The sequence below is a fragment of the Nocardia sp. NPDC047648 genome, from assembly GCF_040642815.1.
GTDB lineage: Bacteria > Actinomycetota > Actinomycetes > Mycobacteriales > Mycobacteriaceae > Nocardia > Nocardia gamkensis.
The window spans coordinates 43,418-59,425 of sequence record NZ_JBEYSX010000019.1; the positions used below are offsets into that span (position 1 = coordinate 43,418).

General features: G+C 69.4%; 10 protein-coding genes. 3 read left to right on the top strand and 7 right to left on the bottom strand.

Features of this window, described 5'->3' with window-relative positions:
• Positions 1 to 47: 47 nt before the first annotated feature.
• The gene (locus ABZ803_RS30670) at positions 48 to 1,208 is read left to right on the top strand and encodes an ABC transporter substrate-binding protein (RefSeq protein WP_357044646.1); all 1,161 of its coding nucleotides are present in this window, start codon (positions 48 to 50) and stop codon (positions 1,206 to 1,208) included.
• 64 nt (positions 1,209 to 1,272) lie between these two features.
• On the opposite strand, the gene ABZ803_RS30675 is transcribed toward ABZ803_RS30670, so the two are convergent.
• The 6 genes from ABZ803_RS30675 to ABZ803_RS30700 form a co-directional block, all read right to left on the bottom strand.
• Positions 1,273 to 5,079, bottom strand: a complete 3,807-nt coding sequence (locus ABZ803_RS30675) for a multifunctional oxoglutarate decarboxylase/oxoglutarate dehydrogenase thiamine pyrophosphate-binding subunit/dihydrolipoyllysine-residue succinyltransferase subunit (protein ID WP_357044648.1) — start codon at positions 5,077 to 5,079, stop codon at positions 1,273 to 1,275.
• A 106-nt stretch (positions 5,080 to 5,185) separates the two neighbouring features.
• The gene (locus tag ABZ803_RS30680; protein WP_357044650.1) at positions 5,186 to 8,974 is read right to left on the bottom strand and encodes an ABC transporter ATP-binding protein; all 3,789 of its coding nucleotides are present in this window, start codon (positions 8,972 to 8,974) and stop codon (positions 5,186 to 5,188) included.
• An 89-nt stretch (positions 8,975 to 9,063) separates the two neighbouring features.
• A complete protein-coding gene (locus ABZ803_RS30685) occupies positions 9,064 to 9,846 on the bottom strand; it encodes an ABC transporter permease (protein WP_357044652.1) in 783 nt (260 codons plus the stop codon).
• The gene (locus ABZ803_RS30690; RefSeq protein WP_357044654.1) at positions 9,843 to 10,832 is read right to left on the bottom strand and encodes an ATP-binding cassette domain-containing protein; all 990 of its coding nucleotides are present in this window, start codon (positions 10,830 to 10,832) and stop codon (positions 9,843 to 9,845) included. The genes ABZ803_RS30685 and ABZ803_RS30690 overlap by 4 nt, the downstream gene beginning before the upstream one ends.
• On the bottom strand, positions 10,829 to 11,554 hold the full coding sequence (locus tag ABZ803_RS30695; RefSeq protein WP_051175493.1) for a hypothetical protein: 726 nt from the start codon (positions 11,552 to 11,554) through the stop codon (positions 10,829 to 10,831). The genes ABZ803_RS30690 and ABZ803_RS30695 overlap by 4 nt, the downstream gene beginning before the upstream one ends.
• Before the next feature lie 148 nt (positions 11,555 to 11,702).
• The gene (locus ABZ803_RS30700) at positions 11,703 to 12,728 is read right to left on the bottom strand and encodes a glutathione S-transferase C-terminal domain-containing protein (RefSeq protein WP_357044656.1); all 1,026 of its coding nucleotides are present in this window, start codon (positions 12,726 to 12,728) and stop codon (positions 11,703 to 11,705) included.
• 38 nt (positions 12,729 to 12,766) lie between these two features.
• Here ABZ803_RS30700 and ABZ803_RS30705 point away from each other — a divergent pair, with 38 nt between their 5' ends.
• Positions 12,767 to 13,561 (top strand): enoyl-CoA hydratase/isomerase family protein, encoded by a 795-nt coding sequence (locus ABZ803_RS30705; RefSeq protein WP_357044658.1) that lies wholly within the window; start codon positions 12,767 to 12,769, stop codon positions 13,559 to 13,561.
• A 92-nt stretch (positions 13,562 to 13,653) separates the two neighbouring features.
• Positions 13,654 to 14,901: a long-chain fatty acid--CoA ligase gene (locus ABZ803_RS30710; RefSeq protein ID WP_357044660.1), complete on the top strand. Its 1,248-nt coding sequence runs from the start codon at positions 13,654 to 13,656 to the stop codon at positions 14,899 to 14,901.
• A 7-nt stretch (positions 14,902 to 14,908) separates the two neighbouring features.
• On the opposite strand, the gene ABZ803_RS30715 is transcribed toward ABZ803_RS30710, so the two are convergent.
• The gene (locus ABZ803_RS30715) at positions 14,909 to 15,655 is read right to left on the bottom strand and encodes a tyrosine-protein phosphatase (RefSeq protein WP_357044662.1); all 747 of its coding nucleotides are present in this window, start codon (positions 15,653 to 15,655) and stop codon (positions 14,909 to 14,911) included.
• Positions 15,656 to 16,008 lie beyond the last annotated feature (353 nt).

Genomic DNA, 16,008 nt, shown 5'->3' on the forward strand with positions numbered 1-16,008 from the left:
CGTGTTCGGCCGACTCGACGAGTAACGTGTCCAAAACCGTGGGTCCGGTGAAGGTGTCCGACGGCGGCCTCAAAGGCGATCCGATCGTCATCGGATCTATTTGCAGCTGCAGCGGCCCTGCCGCCGGATCGGTGGGGCGCAGCAGCGACGTGCTGCAGGCGTGGGCGTCATGGGTCAACGATCGTGGCGGGATCAATGGGCACCCGGTCAAGCTCATCACCTACGACGACCAGCAGAATCCGACGACGGCGCTGGCGGTGGCGAAAAAACTGGTCGAAGAGGACAAGGTGGTCGCCATCGTCGGCCAAACCAGCCTGGTCAGTTCGAGTTGGCAGAGCTACATCGACAGTAAGGGCATTCCGGTCATCGGCGGACAGCCGGTCGATGCCCCGTTCATCACCGATCCGAACTTCTTCACCTCCGGAACTACGCTGCCGGTGCTGATGCTGGGCGAAGTCGCCCAGGCCAAGAAGGCGGGCGCGAAGAAACTCGGCGTCTACTATTGCGCCGAGATCCCGGTCTGCGAGCAGCTGCCGCAGATGGTGAAGCCGATGGCCGAACAGTCCGGTCTGGGATTCGCTTCGGAGAAAGTCGCGATTGCGGCGCCGAACTACATCGCGCCCTGCCTGGCATTCAAGGAAAAAGGTGTCGACGCCGTCTTCCCCGGCGTTTCGGTCGAGGCGATTTCGCGTATCGCGGCATCCTGTGCCCAGCAAGGTTACAAACCGATTCAGGCTCCTACCGGCGTGAGCCTGCAGAAGGCGTGGGCCACGGACCCGAACTTCGAGGGCAGCATTTTCGCAGGCTCCAATGCGCTGTACACCGACGAATCCATTCCGGCCATCAAGGATTTCAATGACGCTCTCGCCGAGTACATTCCCGGCCTGCGGGACAGCACGGACTTCAGCTCACCGCTGCTGTGGCCGTGGGCAGGCGGGCAGCTCTTCCTGGCAGCGACCAAAGCTGCCGGCCTCTCGCCGTCTTCGACGAGCGCGGATGTGATCAAAGGGCTGCGCGCACTGCGCGACGAGACCCTCGGCGGCCTCGCTCCGCCGCTGACCTTCCCGGAAGGCAAACCGGCCTTTCCGATGTGCTACTTCACCGGAAACACCAAAGGCGGTGCATTCCACTCCGACAACGGTGGTAAGCCGACCTGCATCGACGAGGCTACTGCTGCTGCTCTGATGAAAGCGCTCGCGCCGTCCTGAAACGCGAACCGGGCCGAATCGCTTAGGTACGAAGGCGATTCGGCCCGGTTTCGTGGTCAGGGAACTAGCTGGTCGGCTCGAACGACTCCGCGATGATCTCCGCCTGTTCCACCGCGTGCACCTTGCTCGATCCCGAGGACGGGGCCGACATCGCGCGGCGGGAGATGCGGCGCAGTTTGGTGTTGGCGAAGCGGGCGGGGAGGGTTTCGGGGAGGTTGAGGCCGAAGAAGGGCCAGGCGCCCTGGTTGGCCGGTTCCTCCTGGACCCATGCCAGGTCGGTGGCGTTGGGGTAGCCCTCGAGGGCCTCGTTCAGGCGGCGGACGGGCAGCGGGTAGAGCTGCTCGATGCGCACGATCGCCACGTCTTCGCGCTTCTGCTTGGCCTTTTCGGCGGCCAGCTCGTAGTAGAGCTTGCCGCTGGTCAGCAGGACGCGCTTGACCTTGCTGCGGTCGCCGATGCCCTGCTCGTAGGCGGGTTCGTCGAAGACCGAGCGGAACTTGCTCTCGGTGAAGTCCTTCAGGTCCGAGACCACGGCCTTGTTGCGCAGCATCGACTTCGGGGTGAAGACGATCAACGGGCGGCGGATGCCGTCGAGCGCGTGGCGGCGCAGCAGGTGGAAGTAGTTGGCCGGGGTGGACGGCACCGCGACGGTCATCGAGCCTTCCGCGCACAACTGCAGGAAGCGCTCGATGCGGCCGGAGGTGTGGTCCGGGCCCTGACCCTCGTGGCCGTGCGGCAGCAGCAGCACGACGTCGGAGAGCTGGCCCCACTTGGCCTCGCCGGAGGAGATGAACTCGTCGATGATCGACTGCGCGCCGTTGACGAAGTCACCGAACTGCGCCTCCCACAACACCAGCGCGTTGGGGTTGCCCAGCGAGTAGCCGTACTCGAAGCCGACGGCGGCGAATTCGCTCAGCGCCGAGTCGTGCACGGCGAACCAGCCCGGGTTCTCGCTGCCGATGTTGTGCAGCGGGGTGTACTCCTCGGCGGTCTTGCGGTCGATGATCACCGCGTGCCGCTGGGTGAACGTGCCGCGGCGAGAGTCCTGACCGGTCAGGCGCACCGCGCGCCCCTCGTCGATCAGGGTGCCGAAGGCGAGCAACTCGGCGAAGGCCCAGTCGACCTTGCCCTCGTAGGCCATCTCACGGCGCTTCTCCAGCACCGGCTTGACGCGCGGGTGCACGTTGAAGCCGTCGGGCACGTTGAGGAAGGCGTCGCCGATGCGCTGCAGGATGGCCTTGTCCACGGCCGTCACGACGCTCGCGGGCACCGGCTGGTCGCCTTCGACCGACTCGCTCGGCCCCGGCGAGTACTTCTCCAGCTCGCGGACCTCGTTGAACACCCGCTCCAGCTGGCCCTGGTAGTCGCGCAGCGCGTCCTCGGCCTCTTTCAGCGAGATGTCGCCACGGCCGATCAGGCTCTCGGTGTACGCCTTGCGGACCGAGCGCTTGGTGTCGATGACGTCGTACATCCACGGCTGGGTCATCGACGGGTCGTCGCCCTCGTTGTGGCCGCGCCGGCGGTAGCAGATCATGTCGATGACGACGTCCTTGCGGAACTTCTGCCGGAAGTCGACCGCAAGGCGCGCCACCCAGTCGCACGCCTCCGGGTCGTCGCCGTTGACGTGGAAGATCGGCGCGCCGATGAACTTCGCGATGTCGGTGGAGTATTCGGTGGAGCGGCTGTTCTCCGGCGCGGTGGTGAAACCGATCTGGTTGTTCACCACGATGTGGATGGTGCCGCCGACCCGGTAGCCGCGCAGGCCCGACAGGTTCAGCGTCTCGGCGACCACGCCCTGACCGGCGAACGCGGCGTCACCGTGCAGCATGAGCGGCACGACCGAGAAGCCCTCCGCCCCGTCACCCTTGTCCAGCAGGTCCTGCTTGGCGCGGACCAGGCCCTCCAGGACCGGGTCGACCGCCTCCAGGTGCGAGGGGTTCGCGGTGAGCGAGACCTCGATCTCGTTGTCGCCGAACATCTGCAGGTAGGTGCCCTGCGCGCCGAGGTGGTACTTCACATCGCCGGAGCCGTGCGTGGCGGCCGGGTTCATGTTGCCCTCGAACTCGGTGAAGATCTTCGAGTAGGGCTTGCCGACGATGTTGGCCAGCACGTTGAGCCGGCCTCGGTGCGGCATGCCGATGATGACCTCGTCGAGGCTGTGCTCGGCGCACTGGTCGATCACAGCGTCCATCATCGGGATGACGGCCTCGGCGCCCTCCAGCGAGAAGCGCTTCTGCCCGACGTACTTCGTCTGCAGGAAGGTCTCGAAGGCCTCCGCGGCGTTCAGTCGGTTCAGGATGTACTTCTGTTGCGCAACCGTCGGCTTCGCGTGCTTCTGCTCGACCCGCTCCTGGATCCACTGCAACTGCTCGGGTTCGAGGATATGGGTGTACTCCACACCGACGTGGCGGACGTAGGCGTCGCGCAGGACGGACAGCACGTCGCGCAGCTTCATCTGGTCCTGGCCGTGGAAGCCCGCCACATTGAACGTGCGGTCCAGGTCCCATAGCGTGAGGCCGTGCTGGGTGACGTCCAGGTCGGGGTGACTGCGGAACTTCTCCTTGACCAGCCGCAGCGGATCGGTGTCGGCCATCAGATGGCCGCGGTTGCGGTAGGCCGCGATCATCTCCAGCACGCGCGCGCTCTTGTCGACGCCGCGTTCGCGGATGTCCTTGCGCCACCGGATCGGCTCGTACGGCACGCCGAGGCCGTGGAAAATCTCGTCGAAGAAGTCGTCGGAGATCAGCAGCTGGTGGATGGTGCGCAGGAAGTCGCCGGACTCCGCGCCCTGGATGATGCGGTGGTCGTAGGTGGAGGTGAGCGTCATCAGCTTGCCGACGCCCAGTTCGGCGATCCGCTCGTCGCTCATGCCCTGGAACTCGGCGGGGTACTCCATCGCGCCCGCGCCGATGATCGCGCCCTGCCCGTTCATCAGGCGGGGCACCGAGTGCACGGTGCCGATGGTGCCCGGGTTGGTCAGCGAGATGGTGACGCCGGAGAAGTCCTCGGCGGTGAGCTTGCCGTCGCGGGCGCGCCGCACGATGTCCTCGTAGGCGGTGTGGAACTGCCCGAAGGTCATCGCCTCGCAGCCCTTGATGGCGGCGACGACCAGCGACCGGCTGCCGTCCTTGCCGGGCAGGTCGATGGCAAGGCCGAGGTTGGTGTGCGCGGGGGTGACCGCGTTCGGCTTGCCGTCGACCTCGGCGTAGTGCCGGTTCATGTTCGGGAAGGCCTTGACCGCCTGCACGATGGCGTAGCCGAGCAGGTGGGTGAAGGAGATCTTGCCGCCCCTGGTACGGGCGAGGTGGTTGTTGATGACCAAGCGGTTGTCGATCATCAGCTTGGCCGGGATGGCGCGCACGCTGGTCGCGGTGGGGATGCTCAGCGAGGCGGCCATGTTCTTCGCCACCGCGGCGGCGGCGCCGCGCAGCACCTTCGACTCGTCGGCGGCGGTGTCGGCCTGCTTCGGGCCGGAGGTCGGCGCGGCGTTCGACGTCGGCGCCGGGGTGGTCTGCGGGGTGCGCGCGTTCACCGCGGCCGGCTTGGCGGCGGCCGGTGCGGGCTTCGCGGCGGCCGGGGCGGGCGCTTTCGGAGCCGCGGGGGAGGCGGGCTTGGTGCCGGCGGGCTTGGCGTCGTTGCGCTTGGCGGCCGCCGGAGCCGGTGCGGGAGCGGCAGCCTGCGCGGGCGCGGAGGCGGACTGGCTGTTGCCGGAGTCGCCACTCACCTCAGGCGTGTAGTCGGCCAGGAATTCGTGCCAGCTCTCGTCGACCGAAGATGGATCTTGCTTGAACTTCTGATACATCTCATCGACTAGCCACTGGTTCTGTCCGAACTGGGAAGTTGAGCTGCTCACAGCAGGTGTTCGCCTCATTTCGTTCTTCGCGCTGCGACGTTTGTGACGTGCCCGGCACGGGGATCAGCGGATTGCGCGCCGATGCGCCCTATCTGAGGATAGGCCCAGCAGCAAATCGGCGGATTCACCGACCACCCGACACCCCCGACCCTATTGGTGATGACCCGGCGTCACTTGAGAATATTCCCTCCGACGCCTGCGCCGCTGCCCACAGCCGGGTATACGGCCCGCCCGCCGCGAGCAGTTCCGCGTGGGAGCCGATCTCCACGATTCGCCCATGATCGACGACGGCGATCCGGTCGGCGCGCGCGGCCGTGCCGAGCCGGTGCGCGACGAGCACCGTGGTGCGGTCCCGGCTCAGTGACCGGCTCGCCGCCAGCACCGATGCCTCGGCGTCCGGGTCGAGCGTCGCGGTGGCCTCGTCGAGCAGCAGCAAGTCCGGAGCGACCAGTTCGGCGCGGGCGAGGGCGATCAGCTGCCGCTGCCCGGCCGACAGGCCGCGCCCGCGCTCACCGACCGGCTGGTTCATCCCGAGCGGAAGGGCGGCGATCATCTCCGTCGCGCCCACCGCTGCGGCGGCCGCGGCGATCTCCTCGGGTGTCGCGAATGGTTTCCCGAATGCAATGTTGCTCGCCACGTCGCCGCTGAACAGGTGAGCTTCCTGGGGGACGATGCCCAGCCGAGAGCGGTACTGGGCGAGGCGGTAGTCGCGCACGTCGACGCCGTCCACCCGGATCGCGCCCGGGGCATCCGCGCCTACTCCGGTTTCGCTTTCCGGTGCGGCGGCCGCGGGCTCTGCCGCACCGGCGGAACCGGCGTCCGGTGGCAGGTCGTACAGCCGTGCCAGCAGCTTGACGACGGTCGACTTGCCCGCGCCCGTCGGCCCGACCAGGGCCAGGGTGGAGCCCGCCGGAATGTGCAGCGAGACGCCGTCCAGCGCGGGAACGCGACTGCCCGCGTAGTGGAAGCGGACGTCGTCGAACATCACCTCACCGCGCAGCCCGCCGTCGATGGGCACCGGGTCGGCCGGATCGGCGGCGATCGAGGAGGGCGTGCGCAGCAGGTCCCCGATCCGGCGCAGGCCGACCCTGGCCTGCTGGTAATTGTCGAAGACCTGGGATAGCTGCAGGATCGGCACGAACAGCAGCTCCAGATACAGCACGAACGCCACCAGCGTGCCCGCGCTGGTGGCGCCGGTGGCGACTTCGCGCGCCCCGAAGTACACCACCGCCGCCAAGGCCACGTCCGCCCATCCGACGACGAACGCGAAATACAGCGCGATCGCCCGCTGGGCCCGCAACCGGCTGTTGCGATAACGCTGGGAGTACTCGGCGAATCGACGGGCGGCGCGTGGCTCGTGCCGGTTGGCTTGCACCGCGCGCAAGCCCGTCACGTTCTCCTGGAAGTCGGCGTTGACCGCCGACACATGCTCGCGCGACACGGTGTAGGCGGTGGACGACACCCGCCGGAACAGCACCGTCGCGATCGCCAGGGCGGGCACCGTCGACAGCACGGCCAGTGCCAGGGAGACGTCGATGACCAGCAGCGCGGCGGTGATGCCGACCAACGTCAGCAGGCCGATCAAGCTGGTGGCGACTCCGGTCTGCAAGAAGGTCGACAGCGCGTCGACGTCGGTGGTCATCCGCGTCATGATCCGCCCGGACAGCTCGCGCTCGTAGTAGTCCAGGCCGAGCCGTTGCAGGTGCGCGAAGCTGCGCACGCGCAGGGCGAACAGCACCCGTTCCCCGGTGCGGGCGGTGAGCATCGTGGTGGCCGCGCCGACCGCCCAGCCCGCCCCGGCCAGGACCGTGCCGAGCAGCGTCGCGCGGACCAGCGCCCCGGCGTCGTCGCCGAGCACGCCGCCGTCGATGGCGTAGCGCACCAGCGGCGGGAAGGCGATCGCGATGATCGCGTCCGCGGCCAGCAGTGCGATCACCGTCAATACCAACGCGCGGACCGGCCGCAGCAGGCGGGTGAGCCGGAACGCCGGATCCGGCTCGCGCAGCCGCTCCGCGTCCATGCCCGGCCGCTCGGTGGCGGGCGGGAGGAGCTCGATCGTCCTGCGCAGCTCGGGTGTCTCGCTGATGTCGGCCGCCGCGCTGCCGAAGCGGCGACCGGAGGGACCGTCGAGCGCTCGCCCCTGGGAGACCGGCGTCGCGGCCTGGTCCGGCTCGGCAGCGAGGTGCCCGGCGGGGGCGGGCAACCGGATCACGCGGTCGGCGTGGGCCAGCGTCGACTCCCGGTGCGCGAGGATCAGCGTGGTCCGTCCACCGTTGTCGGGCAGGGCATCGAAGATGGCGGCCTCGGTGACCGCGTCCACCGCGGAGGTGGCGTCGTCGAGCACCAGGATGCGCGGGCGGGCCAGCAGCGTTCTGGCCAGCGCGATCCGCTGGCGCTGGCCGCCGGAGAGGGTGAGGCCGCGCTCGCCCACCACCGTGTCGTAGCCGTCGGGCAACTCGGCGATGAATTCGTCGGCCGCGGCTTGGACGGCCGCCTGCCTGATCTCCTCGTCGGTGGCTTCCGGCCGTCCGAGCGCGATATTGGCCGCGATGGTGTCGGAGAACAAGAACGGATCGTCGAAGACGACGCCGATGGCGGCGCGTAGGTCGGCGGCGCGCACGTCGGCGATGTCGACGCCGACCGTTTCGGCGGTGTGGGTCCCGGCGGGCGGGTTCGCTCGGGTGTCGGAGCCGGCGTGCGACGCAGTGGTGTCGGTGAACAGCCGGATACTGCCCGCGTCGGGTGCGTAGAACCGGGGAAGCAATAGGGCGAGCGTGGACTTGCCCGACCCCGCCGGGCCGATGACCGCCACCGTCTCGCCGGGCCGCACGCGCAGATCCAGCTCGCGCAGTACCGGCCGGTCGGGGTCGAAACCGAAGCTCAGCGCATCGATCTCGATGCCGAGCGGTCCGTCCGGCAGTTCCACCGGGTGGTCGGGCTCGGCGATGACCGGCGCGGTGTCGATCACCTGGAACACCCGTTCGGCCGCCGCCCTGGTCAGCTGGGCCATGACGATCACAGAGGAGAGGATGCGCGCGGTGCCGGTCATGACGGCGACATACGCGGCGAACGCGACGAAGGTGCCGATGCCGATGCTGCCGTGCAGCGCAAGCAGTCCGCCGAGCGCGATGACGGCGACCATGCCGATCTGCGGAATCGTCGCGACCGACGGCGCGAACCCGGCATCGATCCGCGCGGCGCGCATCCGCTCCGCGAACAGTTTGCGACCGTGGCGCTCGAGCAGGTCGACCATCCGCGCTTCCTGGCCGAACCCTTTGACCACCCGCACGCCGGTGACCGTCTCCTCGACGTGCTGGGCGAGATCGGCGGCGCGCTGCTGCGCCGACCAGGTCGCCGCGTGCAGGCGCGGCCGCATGCGGTAGACCACCACGCCGATCGCGGGGACCACCAGCAGCGCGACGGCAGCCAGCGGCGGGGACAGCCAGATCATCACCGCGGCGGCCAATCCGAACTCCAGCAGCGCCATGCCCGACAGCGGCACCATCGCCAGCAGACCCTGGACCAGCTGGAGATCGGTGATCGAGCGCGACACCACCTGCCCGGTGCGCAGCGTGTCCTGTCCGACGCCGTCCAGCCGCTGCAAGGCGCCCAGCAGTTGCACGCGCAGCGCGTGCTGCACGTCCAGGGACAGTCGCCCGGCCAGCCAGCGCCGCCCGAACCCGGCCGCGGACCGGCTGACGGCCAATATCAGGATCAGTCCGGCCACGGCGCTGATCGCCGCCGTGTCACCGATCCCCGCCGCGTCGACGGCCCGTTTCGTCAGCAGCGGGCCGGCGGTCTCGACGACCGCCCCGCCGGCCACGGCCGCCGCCAGTCCGCCCAGCACCGCGCGGTGCGGTAGGCATTCGGCCCACAGCCTGCGTATCCAGCCGGGTCTACGTCCCCCGTCCACGTCGTTCGCTCGCCCCCTTTGTCGTACCGCGTTCGTCATCGACGGTACCGACACCGGCCGACAAGCCGTTGTTCCCTACCAGCCGCGGATCACAGGTCGCGGGTGCGCAGGCTCCACCAGCTCGCGGCGCCCAGGCCGATGGTCCACAGCAGCAAGACCACGATGGCGGCCGGGGTGGGGGCGAGTAGATCACTGTCGGGGTAGGAACCCACCGCCACGGTGCCGACGGTCGCGGACACGGGCAGCAGGGTGACCACGCCCGGAATGCCGAGGCCACGGGCGATCAGCCAGATCAAGGGTTCGGCGAACACGATCCAGCCGAGCAACAGCGGCACGGCTCTGGTCGAGGATCGCAGCAGGATGCCCGCGCTCGCGCCGATCAGCGACCAGCAGACCGCGGCGAGCAGCCCGCCGCCGAGTACCGCGAAGAACTCCCCGGTGACGGCGACCTTGCCGTGTCCGACGCCGAACAGGGCCACGACCGACACCAGCTCGACCGCCACCGCCGCCGCCAGCGCACAACACCCGATGACCAGGAATTTCCCGGCGGCGAGCCGGTCGCGGTCGGCGGTGAACAGCGCGGTCACCGCCATGCTGTGGTACCGGTACTCGGCGCCGGTGCCCACCGCGCCGAAGACCGCCGCCGCGAGCACTACCAGCGCCAGCGCGACGTAGAGCCCGATCGTCGCCGCGCCGGTGGCGGGCTGGCCGCGCGGATCCGGCGGCCCCGCCAGGCTCGCCGACACGAGGCTCGCGAACAGTGCCACGGCGAGCAGCGCGGCGGCGAGCGTCCTGGCGCGCGGCATCGTGACGACCTTGCGCACCTCGGAGTTGACGTTCGGCACCAGGTCCGCGGGCAGGATGGTGATCATCGTGGGATTCCGTAGGGCGTCGGCGAGGGTGGCTGGGCGCCGGGCGCGGCGAGACCCGGGTAGTGCGGCGCGGGCGCGGCGGTGGGTTTGGTCAGCGACGCGAGCACGCGGTCGGGATGGATCGGGTCGGCGACGATGCTGTCGATGCGCACCTGCGCCGCGGTGGCGGCCGTGCGGATCTGCGCTTCGCTCGCTTCGGCGACGGCGAGGCGACCGTCCGGCCGGATCACCGCGTCGGTGAATCCCTGTGCCGCGAGCATGGTGGCCAGCGCGATGGGCGTGGACGCCGCGACCACCAGGCGGTCCGGGTGCCCGCGCCGCAGCCGCGCCGGAGTGCCCTGGTACACCACCGTGCCCTCGTTCAGGACGACCAGCTGGTCGGCCGCGGGCAGTACGGCGCCGAGGCTCTCGCTGGTCAGCAGGACACTGCCGCCGCGGCGGGTGTGCCCGCGCAGGAAGTCGTGCAGCCAGCCGCGTTCGGCGGTGTCGAGCCCGTCCATCGGATCGTCGAGCGCCAGCAGCGGAGGATCGGCGAGCAGCGCGGTGGCCAGGGCCAGCCTGGTCTGCTGCCCGATCGATAGGACGCCGGTCTTGGTCGTGGCGTGCTCGTCCAGCCCCACCAGTTCGAGTACCTCGGTCACCCGCCTGTCGGCGACGTTCGCCGCGGCGGCGTGGATCCAGAGGTGCTCTCGCGCGGTACGGGCCGGAGGCAGTCCGCGGGGCGCGAGGACGCCGCCGATCACGCTCGCGGAGCTGGTGCCGTTGCGCCGGGCACCGGGCCCGCCGACGGACGCGGTTCCGGAGGTGGGGACGACCAGTCCGAGCAGCACCCGCAGAATCGTGGTCTTGCCCGCGCCGTGCGGACCCACCAGCGCGGCGATGGCTCCGGAGGGCACGGTGAAGCTGACGTCCGCCACGGCGGTCGCCAGTTCGTACCGCTTGGTCAGTCCCTGGACCGCGAACGCGATCGGCAGCGCCCCGCTCATCGTGGCTCGGCCGGCGGTCGCGGCTTGACCGGGTCGATCGCGGTGAACGGATCGGCGTCGATGATCAGGTGCCCGGGCCAGGTGGCAGGCGGCTTCCCGAATGCCTTGCGCGCGTTGTTGATCGTGGCCTTGCCCAGGGCGCGGTTGCCCGCGCCGCCGATCACGGCGCCGATGCCCGCGGGCAGCACCTTGCCCGCCATCAGCGCGGCGCGCTTGGTGATGAACCGGATGATGAACCGCTTCAGCAGCGAATCGTTCATGCTCGACAATCCGGGGATGCGGTTGGCGAAGGCCGAGCCCCAGTTCTTCGCGGAACTGCCCACGCTCTTCTGCACGATCTGCATGCCGCTCTCGCCGAGCACGACGGCCAGCACGAGCGCCCTGCGTTGCTCCTGGTCCTCCGGCGAGATGCCGTGCACCGCGGCCACCGCCAGGGTGAACACCGCCGAGGCCTCCATGAAGAAGGTGGTCTCCGCGCTGACGGCGGCGATGGCCGCGACGGTGCCGACGCCGGGAACGGCCGCCGTGGCGCCCACCGCGCTGCCGCTGCCGGTCACCGCGAGCAGGTACTGCTTCTCCAGCCGGTCGATGATCTGCGCGGGGCTGTCATCCGGATGGGAGCGACGAATTCGGTCCACGTACTTGGCGACCGCGGGGGCCTGCAGGCGGGACCCGGTGTCGAGCAGTTCGACCACCGTCTTCTCGAACGCGCCTTTGAGCATCGGCGGCATCCTCCTCTTCCGGTCTGCTGGGTAGAACTGTATGGCACCGGTTGCCGTCAGCTCGTCATGACAACGAAGTACCCAGCCGCGTCGGTTCCACCGGCGGCTGCCTCGCTTTCGTCCGGACCGATGTCGTCCGGATCGCCCGTTACCCGGGAGTGCCGAGCGCGGGCACGCGTTCGCCCGAAGGCGGAGGGGGCGGCGGGGTTCCGTCACCGAACGGCCTGCCGCCGAGGGCCTCCCGGCCGTGCGGGGTGAGCCAGTTCGCCAGATCAGGGCCTTTGGGAACTATCCCGGTCGGGTTGATGTCGCGGTGCACCACGTAGTAGTGCGTCTTGATCTGACCGAAGTCGATCGTGTCGCCGAACCCGGGGGTCTGGTACAGATCGCGCGCGTACGCCCACAGCACCGGCATCTCACTGAGCTTGGACCGGTTGCACTTGAAGTGCCCGTGATACACCGCGTCGAAGCGGACCAGTGTGGTGAACAGCCGGACATCGGCCTCGGTGATCGTGTCGCCGACCAGATACCGTTGCGCGGCAAGGCGTTCGGAGAGCAGGTCCAGGCGGTGGAAGAGCCGGTCGTAGGCGGCCTCGTAGGAGTCCTGCGCCCCGGCGAACCCGCAGCGGTAGACGCCGTTGTTGACGTCGCGGAACACCGCGAGGTTCACCTCGTCGATCTCCGCTCGCAGCGGCTCCGGGTACAACTGCGGCGCGCCGGGCCGGTGGTGCGCGGTCCACTCGGTGGAGAAGTCGAGCGTGATCTGCGCGTAGTCGTTGGTGACGACCTGCCCGGTCGGCACGTCCACGACGGCGGGCACCGTGATACCCCGCGGATAGTCCGGGAACCGGGCCAGATAGGCGTCGCGCAGCCGGGGGATGCCGAGTACCGGGTCGACGCCGCCGGGGTCCAGATCGAAGGTCCAGCTGAGCTTGTCGTGCGTGGGCCCGCACAGCCCGAGCGAGAGCACCGGCTCGAGTCCGAGCAGCCTGCGCACGATCAGCGTCCGATTGGCCCACGGGCAGGCGCGCGCCGCGACCAGCCGGTAGCGCCCCGGCTCGACGGGGTAGCCGTCACGGCCGTCGGCCGTGATCCGGGTGGTGATGTAGTTCGTGTCCCTCTTGAACTCGCCGGGTTCGACGTAGGAACCGCGCTGGCTGGCCGACTTGGTCACATCGACAGTCTTCCAGATCGACCTCGTAGGCTGACCGGATGAGTGAAACGAAGGCCACCCGGCTGGAACGAGTCCGCACCGACGCAGGCGCGGAGGTGGCGACCCTCACCCTCGCCCATCCGCCGCTCAATCTCTTCGATCGGGCGATGCTGGACGCGCTGATCGCCGATATCGCCGAGCTGTCGGCGCGGCCGCCGCGTGCCCTGCTGCTGCGCGCCGAGGGCAAGGTGGTGTCCGGCGGGGTCGACGTGCATGTTTTCGATGGCCTGACCCTGGAGCAGGGCGCCGAGTTGTGGCGCACCCTATTCGCGCAGATCATCCACCCGCTGGAGGCGCTGCCGTGCCCGGTGGTGTTCGCAGCGCACGGGTTGACCCTGACCGCCGCCTTCGAGATCGCGCTCGCCTGCGACATCCTGCTCGCGGGGCCGAAGGCCCGGTTCGGATTGGTGGAGATCGTGGTCGGGCTGACCCCGTCGATGGGCGGGCCGCAGCGCCTCGCCGAACGCGCGGGCTCCGGACGGGCCCGCGAGTTCGTGATGACCGGCGACCTCTACGACGCGGCGACGATGGCCGAGTGGGGCGTGGTCAACGCCGTGCACGAAGACCTCGACGCGGCGGCGAAAGCGCTGACCCACCGGCTGGCCGATGGCCCGACGAAGGCGAACGCGGCGACCAAGAAGATCATCGAGGCCTGGCGTTCCGGCGGTGTGGCACACGCTGATTCGGTGACGCCCGAGGTGTCGGGAGCGCTGTTCGACACCGATGACCTGAAGGGCGGGGTGCGCAGTTTCCTCGAGCAGGGTCCGGGGAAGGCTCGCTACTCGGGGCGGTGACAGCTGGGACACGTTCATCGCCTATCGCAGCGAAGTTGTGACATGCGTCATATAGTCGCAGTGCCTGATACCTCGAGGCACGCGGAGGACGAATGTCGCAGTTGCTCGTCGAATATCCCCTCACCGGCCCGCACGCCTGGGACAACCCGCTAGCCCGTGGCGCCGACGGGGTGCTGCGCTACGGAAACCTCACACCCGCGCTGACCGAACTGCTGGATCTACAGGTGCACGCCTTCGGTAGCCGCGAAGCCGTGGTGGAGATCGGCGGCCCGCGCCTGACCTACCGCGAGCTGTGGCACTGCGCCTCCCGGATCGCGGGCGGCTTGCAGGAGCACGGCATCGGATACGGCGACCGCGTCGCCGTGCACATGCCCTCCGGCGCTCGCTGGGTGCAGGCATTCCTCGGCGCCTTGCTCAGCGGCGCGGTACCCGTGCTGGTTCACGATGGGTTGCCCGAGGCGGTGGCCGAGCGCGTGATCGCCGACAGCCGTGCCGATTTCGTGCTCGGCCCCAAGGGCGCCGAGCTGCCCGACGGCGCCGCCTACATCGACGACGGCGCCGCGCTCGGCGACCTGGCACTGCTGAGCTACACGAGCGGGACGTGCACGCCCAAGGGTGTGGAGCTGACCAACGAGAATCTGCTGTCGGCCGTGCGCTCGGTGGTCGCCGCGCTGGACCTGCCCACCGACGGCCTGCGCAACCTGGTGCTGCTGCCGTTGGCGCACGCCAGCGGCTGCGTCGATCAGCTGTTGCCGACCTTCGCCGTCGGCGGCACCGTGGTGCTCACCCGGGACGCCCGAGGCATGGCCGAGGCGATCGCCGCCGAGCGGATCGACATGGTCTCCGCGACGCCGCGGATCTTCGCGGGCTTGCTGCCCGAACTCGCCGAACTGCGCGCCGAAGGGTTGTGCACCGAGGGCATCGCGCGGATCAGCAAAGCCGGTCATCGCGCCGAACGCGCCGCGTCCCCGGTCGCTCCCGTCGAGCTCACGGCCGAACTGCGCGGCGTGTTCCCCGCGGCCCGGCAGTGGTCGGTGTGGGGTGCGACCGAAACCAGCGGCATCGGTCTCGCGGTGGACGACGCCGAGCAGCCGGACTCGTCCGACGCGGCCGCGGTGCTCGGGTTTCCCTTCGGCGGAACGGAATTGGCGCTGTGGGGGCCGCGGGCGACGGCGGGCCGCGGCGAATTGCTCTGTCGCGGGCCGAATGTGACCCCGCGCTACTGGAACGACCCCACCACCACGGCGGCGCGGTTCACCGGAACCTGGTTCCACACCGGCGATCAGGTGACGATCGACGCCGACGGCTTGGTACGCAGGGGAGCGGTGCCGGTCGAGTGATCGGTTCTCACTCCAGCATTCGCTCGCGCAGCCGCGTGAGCAACTCGGGCGTGAGCCCGATGGTCGCGAGGTAACCGTCCAGGTCGCCGTGCAACTCGCGCATCGACGCGGTGGCGATGTCCAGGTACTCCTCGCGCACGCCGAGCAGGTCGATCGACAACTCCTCGCCGGCCAGCAGCTTGCCCGTCATCAGGGCGCGCAGTGCGGGGACGGCCCCGTTGCTGAGCAGGTAGTCGGCCTGGACATCGGCCTCGGTCACCCCGACCGCGCGCAGCAGCGTGGCGACGGCCCAGCCGGTGCGGTCCTTGCCCGCCGCGCAGTGCACCAGCACGGCGCCTTCGCCGCGCAGGACGGACTCGGCGAGCGAAGCGATGGCGGCGTGCGCCTCGGGCAGCGCCGGGAACATCCGGTAGACCTCGAGCATGTGCGTGTAGGCGGTCCGCGCGGTCGCCTCGTGCGGCGGCGCCTCGGCCATCCTGGAGTCGAACGGAGTGATGGTCAGCCGGACGTCCGCGGGCAACCGGTCGGCGCCGATGTGGTCGATCTCGCGCTGTCCGCGCAGGTCGTGGACGTCGCTGATGCTCAGTTCCCGGAGCGCGGCGTGGCCCGCGTCGTCGAGTCCGCTCAGCTGGGCCGAGCGCAGCAGGACCCCCGGGCGAACCTTGGCGCCGTCATGGGTGCGCAGCCCGCCGGTGTCGCGGAAGTTGAACGTGCCGGAAAGGAAGTACTGGTCGGCGGGGGGCGAGAGAGTCACCGATCCAGGCTATCGGGCACGCGGAACGAAACGGTGTCGGGAGCGGATCGAACCTCGCACGTTATGCTGACCGATTCGCGCGGTTTCGCTGTGGCATTTGCCACAGGATTTGGGTTGCCGACGGCTCGGACCGTACCGTTGTCAACGGTCTGTAGGGGCGCGGCCGGAGGCCCAGATCCCCCGTCATAGCGGGATTTCCGGGCGGCACGGCATGATCGCGCTGCGATCCCGGTTGGGTAACAAAACATTCTTTCAGTCTGGAATTACCCATCGAACCCGTTCTCAAACCCCGAAAACGCTCTACCATTGGTGAACGTTGGACCGGGTAGCCCGAGTATTTCCCGATGTTGCCC

Coding starts and splice junctions, on each gene's coding strand:
- ABZ803_RS30675 (WP_357044648.1), bottom strand. CDS start 5,079: ATGAGGCGAACACCTGCTGTGAGCAGCTCAACTTCCCAGTTCGGACAG.
- ABZ803_RS30710 (WP_357044660.1), top strand. CDS start 13,654: ATGTCGCAGTTGCTCGTCGAATATCCCCTCACCGGCCCGCACGCCTGG.
- ABZ803_RS30685 (WP_357044652.1), bottom strand. CDS start 9,846: ATGATCACCATCCTGCCCGCGGACCTGGTGCCGAACGTCAACTCCGAG.
- ABZ803_RS30705 (WP_357044658.1), top strand. CDS start 12,767: ATGAGTGAAACGAAGGCCACCCGGCTGGAACGAGTCCGCACCGACGCA.
- ABZ803_RS30690 (WP_357044654.1), bottom strand. CDS start 10,832: ATGAGCGGGGCGCTGCCGATCGCGTTCGCGGTCCAGGGACTGACCAAG.
- ABZ803_RS30695 (WP_051175493.1), bottom strand. CDS start 11,554: ATGCTCAAAGGCGCGTTCGAGAAGACGGTGGTCGAACTGCTCGACACC.